The sequence below is a fragment of the Halomonas sp. genome, assembly GCF_052095765.1.
Classification (GTDB): domain Bacteria; phylum Pseudomonadota; class Gammaproteobacteria; order Pseudomonadales; family Halomonadaceae; genus Halomonas.
In genome coordinates, this window is record NZ_JBQDJZ010000122.1 from 1 (window position 1) to 6,273 (window position 6,273).

Consider the following 6,273-nt stretch of genomic DNA (forward strand, 5'->3'; position numbering starts at 1 on the left):
CACCTCGTTGAGTGTACTACCTTAACGGGGTGTCCACTGTTGCTGGGCAAGATCACTCCATATCATATAATCTTCGCTAGATTTATTCACCTTCAAGATACTGCTTTTATGCTGAAGAATTAACAAATCATTATCTGAAACCTTTCTATTCCATGCTAAGCTAACGGCCATAAACCCCTTGATAAAATCAGGAAGAAAATCAACCCTTTCTTTATAATCTTCAACTTCTCTGCTATTTATGTTAGATAAATCACTATCAAACAAATGGCGAGACAATGGAGTTTTGTTGTTTAACTCTACGACAAACACTGTCTTTTTTCACTACGGATTACAAGACAAGGGTTTTCTTTTATGGTTAAGGAACTTCCACTTTTTCTGATTGTTTCAGCATACTCTTTAGCAGCCATAAGAGAACTGTAAAAGCTTCTAGGCATATACTGTGTAATCCATGTTGAGTGCCATGCATTGCGACCTTCAACTACATGGTATATCTTCCCAACATCTATACTTAAAACAGTATCCATACCTTCACTTTTATACTTTTCAAGCATGCGGTACTTAAGCTTTTTTTCCAATTCACATCCCCTCTTTTTTCCATGAAAAAATAACATAGCGTCTTAATTAAAATGCCAGCCGCTCGAACTGCCGCCCCGACAGTGCCGTGTAAGCCACCGTGTTCTGGATATTAGCGTGGCCCTGGTACTGCTGCACCGTTCGAATGTCCGTGCCGTTGTTGATCAGGTGCACGCCACAGGCATGACGTAGCGCGTGCGGATGCCAGGGCAGGCCCAGCACGCGCTGGCTGAGTCGGCCCAGCATCTTGCGGAACCCCTCAATGCTCACCGGCGCGCCACGCTCGTTAACAAAGATGAACCCATAGCCGCGCTGCGTGGCGACCTGGTAACGCTTGAGCGCCCGCACTGTCTCGCCCTGGAACGGGTGGGTGCCGTCCAGCGAGCCCTTGGCGCGCTGCACGTTGATGGTGTGACCGTGACGCAGACCCAGGTGCTGCCACTGCAGGGCCACCAGTTCGCTCACTCGCAATCCGTGTTCGAACGCCACTCGAATCATCAACGCATCGCGTGCACCGTGGCGACGTTTCTTCGCGGCCTTGATCAGCCGATGCACCTCATCGCGAGTCAGGTGCTGACGCCCCCTGAGCTCATCGTTCGCGACGCGGGTGCGGACTGTCCGGCTTTCAGTGGCTGGGCGCAGGTCCGTGACTTGATGGGAGGCGGCGTGGTTCATGGGGTTTGGCTCCGAGGGCGGCGGTGACTGTTAGACTTCTATTCAAAAGACAGATAGTGCTCGTCAAGTCGGGCACTGCCAGGTATAAGCACCCCATGAACCGCCGTCCAAACTGGGTCGTTTTCTGGCATTAACACACTGATCACAAAAGATTAAACCACTCACCGTCTTCGCTTTCAGGACAGTCTCATGAATAAGCTGGAATGAAATCATATAGACAGCTTATTTTTTAATATTTTTAGCTTGAAAAACAACTATTGCGGAAATCACAACGCCAACAAAAATTTGAATCATCCATTTAATTTCATCAATATAATATGAAGCATTACTTCCACGCCCACTATCAGTTGGTAAAAAAATAAACCTCAGCACATATCCAGCATATGGATAATCAACTTTTCTTGTAATCGGAAAAAGAAAGCAGAGCAATATAATAGCAACCGCAATATACAATGAATACTTTTTAAACTTCTCCACAAAAACCCCCTTTTTTAAAAATTAGTATATAAGCTAAGCATGCTGAATTATTTTTTTCTTACTAACCTCCCAACCGTATTATCCATCCGATACTGCACGATGGTGCCATCTACAATGCGCTTCACTACCTCACGAGCGGTATCAAGCTCAACATCGAACCATTCCTTTGGCCGGTAGGTATTGCCGGAATTGTCACGTAGTACGACGTTAACGCGCTGGTGATGGAGCATGGCGTGAACGAGGCGCTCAAAACGCCGGGGGTCGAGGTTATAGCAGTCAAATGAGGCTGCGACTCTGACCGGGGCTTCAAGATACGTCTGCTGTTTTTCTGCACCTGCCAGGCGGCTGCTCAAGCTTTTTTCGGTATAGCCAATTTTGTGCAGGTGACGGATGCCTCGCAGCGCCGGGGCGTCGCTCAGCGAGCGCAAGATGTAGATCACGCCAGTGCGTTTATCGTGGTGGGTAAGGCCCTGCATAGCGTCGAAAGTGCTATCGCGACGAAGGATGCGGCGACCCATATCGTCTTTGTACAACGCCCGGGCTAGCGAGCGCAGCAGCAGATTGGACTCTGTGCCGTTGTCGTAGACGACACGCAGGCGAGGGTTGAACTTGGCGCCGGCTCCAACACTCTCCTCACCGACCTGATCCGCAATACAGAGCATGCCGTTGAGAATGAATATGTCCCCTTCTGCTATCTGAGACTCCATCTGAAAAGGCACTGCCTCTGCCTCACCAGAACGGACTTCCTGGCGCACTTCGTCAAACAAGCTTTCAAAGCGAAAGAAATCATCACAATGGGTGCGCTGGGCGATATCGTCCGGCATGTCTCGGTTGCTGATTTCGGGAACATTCGTGATATCAAAAATAGAGGCGGATTCGTCGTCATTGGTCAGCAACCCCATATCATCGCTGGCCCAGATATCTTCCAGCGACGTAACGGCCTCCGGGTCGATGGCCGGCGCTGATGTCGCCAGTTCGGCACTCGCTGCTGTGCTGGAATCGGAGACATGGTCAGCGTCAGTGGCAGCAGTTGCCGTATCTGTGTCGCTATCCACCGGCAGCGTGTCCTCCAGCAATCCTAGGCTGTCGTGCTTTGCCAATATCGCCTTATCCTCAGGCCGCCGCCGAAACGCCGCCAGGCTTCTGGCCAGTGACGCGACCGCTAGGTCTGCATCGTCTATGGACGGCTCTGTTCCATGCTGGGTGACATAGTCTTCAATGGCGTGGAAGGAGGTAAGCAGACGCTGCTCCTGGCTGCCTGCTACGGCCCGACTGGAAGGCTTAACATTAAGCAGCCCCAAGTCATCGTCTTCGCTGAAAATATCCTCAAGCGTGCGCTTGTGTGGACGCTTGCGGTGGTACTCAATCATCCCGCGGCTCCTGCTGCCATTTTCTCGCGCTTGCGCTGCTGGATATACGCCAGCGCTTCGGCATAGCGCACCTCCATGTGGTCATCGCTATGGGGCGACGGCGGTCTTCCGGCATCCTGGGTAAACGCTCTGATTTTCGGCCAGAGCACGACGGCCTCTTCCTCGGTCATCCGGCTACGGTTATTCACAACAGTGTCTTGAATGGTTTTGAGCATCGGCGCGGTAAGCGACTTGGACAGTATCTCGTAGGCACCCTGGAAGGGGTTGATCTGGTTAATCAGATCCACATTCAGGTGTTCAATATTGATGAACTTGTCGCCAATTTTCATGAACTGCCTGCTGCCTGCCCCTATCGCAGGAGCTTCTTCAGTGGCCGTGCCGTCAGGCGCTGCACCCGGGTCGACGGGCTGGCCATCACCATTAAGGTCATAGATGTTTCGGGGATCGTGTACCTGCGCATCGGTTGGCAAATCCTCCTCGTTGAATAGCCCACCGGTGGCCCGTGCGCCCATGGTCGTTAGCACGGTACTGCGTAGCAGTTCGCGCTCGCTGTCATCCAGGTTGGGATGTAGCTGCTCAATAATCCTGGGCAGCTCGACCTCGTTGATGACTGCAGGATCACCTGTGCCCGAGACACCCGCCCCGGCAGCCTGGGATGCCTCGGTAGAGCCGGTTTGCTGCAGTAGGCTAGCGATAATATCTTCCTGCCCGCCAGAGTCCAGCACCCTCATCACCCGGTCAGAAACCGGAGCCTGGCCATCTTCGATCACCAGGGTGTTGGGCTCTACTTCTTCGCCGGGTTGCATCCGCGAGCGCGGCTTGAAGGAAATGCTGGGCGCCATGACCTGCTCCATCAGCAGCGAGACGGTAATGGCCTTAAGCAGGTTGTTAACGCTGACTTTAACATCGTCATCTTCTGCATCAGGCTGAGCAATCAGGTTGGTGAATTGGGCGTGGGTTTTGCCCTCACTGTCCCGGGTGGCGCGGCCGATAATCTGCACGACTTCGGTCATCGAGTTGCGGTAGCCGATGGTCAGGACGTGCTCGCAGAACGGCCAGTCAAACCCTTCCTTGGCCATCCCCAGGGCGATAATTACATCCATGTCGTCCGGATGCTCGATGTTGCGCAGGTAGGCTTGTACGTCGCTGCGAATAGGAGTGTCTGTCACCAGGTCGGCCACTTTCAGGCGCTTGCCGGATTTGTGCAGCACCGTCACGATGCCGGTATTTGGGTCCTGCTTCTCCACCGTGCCCAGCGCATCCAGGATATGATCGACTTCTGTGAACTTATCAGGAGTGCTTTCCCCACTTCCTCGGTGAGGAATGTGGACGATGGTTTTCTTCGAAGGGTCCAAAACTTCATGAACTGCCCGTATGTATGGCCCCTGATAGAAGTGGTAGCCGATGCCCAACGACTTCAAGTGACGATAGCCGTTGAGCTGCTCGTAGTAGGTGTAGGTCACCTGGTCAAAGCGTTCTTCGTCTTCGGGAAGCAAGATAGGTGCAGCGTCGCCACGGAAGTAACTGCCGGTCATGGCAATGATGTGCACGCTGGAGTGCTGCATCAGCTGGTCGAGCAGCCCGCCCAGGCGGCTGGATTCATCAGCTGAAACGTGATGAAACTCATCAATCGCCACCAGGCAGTTGTCGAAGTCACTGGGTGACAGTCGCTCGAAAGCAAAGCGCAGGGTGGCGTGGGTGCAAACCAGCACCCGGTCGTCGGGGTGACGCATAAAGTCGAGAAAAGCATTGACCTTGCCGGTATCACTGCCGCCGCGACACAGATCGTTACGGGCATCGACGTGCCAATCCCAATTAAAGCCGTGGGTCGTCAGGTCGGTATTTTTGAACGAGGCCCCGATAGTTTTTTCCGGCACGGCAACGATGGCCTTACGCAGGCCAGTAACGTTCAACTTATGCAGCGCAAGAAACATCAATGCCCGAGACTTGCCTGATGCCGGCGGTGCCTTGAGTAGCAGGTATTGGCTATCACGCTTTGCATAGGCCCGGGCTTGCATCTCACGCATACCCAGCGTATTGCTGGCCATGCTTTTTCCGTTGCGCTCGTACTCAACTTTGACCAGCTCGACCATGGGTTGCTCCTGAATATCTGCCGAAAAGTAACGGCGTTAACGTTTGGTACCGACTCGGGATCTCTTCTCGGCCTCAATCAGCGTTTCATAGCGTGCCAGCAGGTATTCCTGACGCTCGGCGGTGGTACGAAACGGCCGGTCGCGGTAAAGCTTCTCTACAGCACGGTCAAGCGTCTGATGGGCTTCCAGCAGGTCAGCCGGCATCTTGTCCGGATCGTACAGCTCGGCCATGGTTTTTCCGGGGTAATCGGCACGGGTCAGAATCACCTCGCGCCCCAGCGCTTCAATTGTTTTACGTTGCCGCTCGCCGGCTTCCGGCCAGGGGAAGGTGTTGTAGACGATGGTAGCCGAGTAGCGATAGCGACTTTCAAGACGGCCGCCCACCAGCCGCAGCCAGTCCATGTGCATCTGCGTGGAGAGGATGGCAAAGTCGTACAGGGTGCCGTTGGGGATGATCTGAACGAGATCGGTAGCTATGACGGTGTGATCGAAAAAACCTACAGGCGCGTAGTGCCGGCGCTCTGATGTTACGCGAGGCACCAGAATATATTTGCCTTCTTGAGGCTGGGCACGCTGTGCAAACAGATGAGGCGTTGCCGAAAATTTCTGCGTAGTTGGTGCTTTACTATTTAGGCGCATTTCCTTTACGTGCTGAACACGCTGCCAGACAAGAGGGTGTGCCTGTACCTCATCGAGCGATGCACCTTCTAGCCATAGGCACCAGCGCTCTTTACCTGTCATAAACTCGTCGGAGCCAAGCAGCTTTTTTACCCATTGCTCGGCAATTGGGTCTTGCTCCAGCAGGTGATCTACTTCGTCGCGGGTTAAAATAAGGTTCCCGCCGTCTTTGGCCATGCTGCCTAGTATCATTTTACTTGAACCTACTAGCGGTTGGCGCCGGCTTGCGATGACGGTGTTATCACCCTCAAGCAAGTAGGGGCTAATGTTGTCTACGGTTCGCATGCGCCATTCGCTATTGAGTGCTTGATACAGCCTGCGTTCTCGTGGCTCAGTCGTTAAGCCAATAATCACTAAGTGGCTATTCAAAATTTATCGTGCGCTCAGACCCGTAGCCGTCGAGTAGG

6 protein-coding genes are annotated in these 6,273 nt (G+C 53.2%); all 6 read right to left on the bottom strand.

What is annotated here, in order from left to right; genetic code table 11:
• Nucleotides 1–21 precede the first annotated feature (21 nt).
• Nucleotides 22–309, bottom strand: coding sequence for a hypothetical protein (locus ACTH3D_RS12200; protein ID WP_441667399.1), 288 nt, complete (start codon nt 307–309; stop codon nt 22–24).
• 312 nt (nt 310–621) lie between these two features.
• The gene (locus ACTH3D_RS12205) at nt 622–1,248 is read right to left on the bottom strand and encodes a tyrosine-type recombinase/integrase (protein WP_441667400.1); all 627 of its coding nucleotides are present in this window, start codon (nt 1,246–1,248) and stop codon (nt 622–624) included.
• 222 nt (nt 1,249–1,470) lie between these two features.
• A complete protein-coding gene (locus tag ACTH3D_RS12210) occupies nt 1,471–1,725 on the bottom strand; it encodes a hypothetical protein (protein ID WP_441667401.1) in 255 nt (84 codons plus the stop codon).
• Nucleotides 1,726–1,772: 47 nt separating this feature from the next.
• Nucleotides 1,773–3,095 carry a GIY-YIG nuclease family protein gene (locus ACTH3D_RS12215; protein ID WP_441667402.1) on the bottom strand — a complete coding sequence of 441 codons (1,323 nt, stop codon included), beginning with the start codon at nt 3,093–3,095 and terminating at the stop codon, nt 1,773–1,775.
• Nucleotides 3,092–5,188, bottom strand: coding sequence for a DEAD/DEAH box helicase (locus ACTH3D_RS12220; RefSeq protein ID WP_441667403.1), 2,097 nt, complete (start codon nt 5,186–5,188; stop codon nt 3,092–3,094). The genes ACTH3D_RS12215 and ACTH3D_RS12220 overlap by 4 nt, the downstream gene beginning before the upstream one ends.
• A gap of 36 nt (nt 5,189–5,224) precedes the next feature.
• Nucleotides 5,225–6,151 carry a type IIL restriction-modification enzyme MmeI gene (locus tag ACTH3D_RS12225; protein ID WP_441667404.1) on the bottom strand — a complete coding sequence of 309 codons (927 nt, stop codon included), beginning with the start codon at nt 6,149–6,151 and terminating at the stop codon, nt 5,225–5,227.
• Nucleotides 6,152–6,273 lie beyond the last annotated feature (122 nt).

What these genes read in the sequence shown, in the direction of transcription:
- ACTH3D_RS12215 (WP_441667402.1), bottom strand. Translation starts at nt 3,095, where the DNA reads ATGATTGAGTACCACCGCAAGCGTCCACACAAGCGCACGCTTGAGGAT.
- ACTH3D_RS12225 (WP_441667404.1), bottom strand. Translation starts at nt 6,151, where the DNA reads ATGCGAACCGTAGACAACATTAGCCCCTACTTGCTTGAGGGTGATAAC.
- ACTH3D_RS12205 (WP_441667400.1), bottom strand. Translation starts at nt 1,248, where the DNA reads ATGAACCACGCCGCCTCCCATCAAGTCACGGACCTGCGCCCAGCCACT.
- ACTH3D_RS12220 (WP_441667403.1), bottom strand. Translation starts at nt 5,188, where the DNA reads ATGGTCGAGCTGGTCAAAGTTGAGTACGAGCGCAACGGAAAAAGCATG.